Genomic DNA, 793 nt, shown 5'->3' with positions numbered 1-793 from the left:
ATAAGTAAATGTTAAAGATAATGAAGCAGGTTATTGATTTAATTCAATGATTTTTGTAGAAGGGAAGATGAATTTGGAAAAGAAAAAAATTTCAGCAGAAGATGTAGCTAGACTTGCTAAAGTATCACAATCTACGGTTTCTAGAGTTTTTTCGCCAGGTAAAAGTGTTTCAGAAAACACAAGAAAAAGAGTAATGAAGGTAGCAGATGAATTGAATTATAAACCGAATGCTTTAGCTAGAGGTTTAATTACAAATAAATCAAAATTGATTGGGATAGCAATGAAAAATAAACAAAATCCGTTTTATCATGAGGTGCTATCATTATTTACACAAAAATTGAAAAACTTTGGTTATTCTGTGCTTTTTGTATATACAGAAAATGAAGAAATTCAGCAGGAAGAAATTAACCAATTTATAGAATATAACGTTGAATCTATTATAATCACTGATGCTGTATTATCTTCAGAATTAGTAAAAAAATTAAAAAGTTCAAATATACCCGTAATTTTATTTAATAGATATGATGAAACTTTGAATTGTAATTCTGTATCAAGTGATAATTACTTTGCTGCAAAATCAATAGCTAAATATTTTTTTGATAAAGGTTATACAAATAATTTATATGTATCTGGACCAAGCAACACTTCTACTAATAGAGATAGGTTATACGGGTTCAAAGAGTATTTTAAAGAAAATGGCCAAGATATAGACATTATTGAAGGAGATTTCAGTTTTGAAACAGCCTATCAAAAAGCTCTGAGTTATTTTAAGATAGGCAAGAAGCCGGAAGGT

Annotated in this window: 1 protein-coding gene; it reads left to right on the top strand. The window is 28.1% G+C overall.

Translation table 11 applies throughout. The features are described from left to right. Positions 1–73: 73 nt before the first annotated feature. Positions 74–793 (top strand): LacI family DNA-binding transcriptional regulator (locus ACF91D_RS30975; RefSeq protein WP_392438588.1); only part of this gene is annotated, 720 nt, incomplete at its 3' end.

This window comes from Staphylococcus sp. 231237_7MaSpsaltlick (assembly GCF_043107035.1).
Note: the sequence above shows the minus strand (reverse complement) of the source record. Positions and strands in the feature narration are given on the sequence as shown.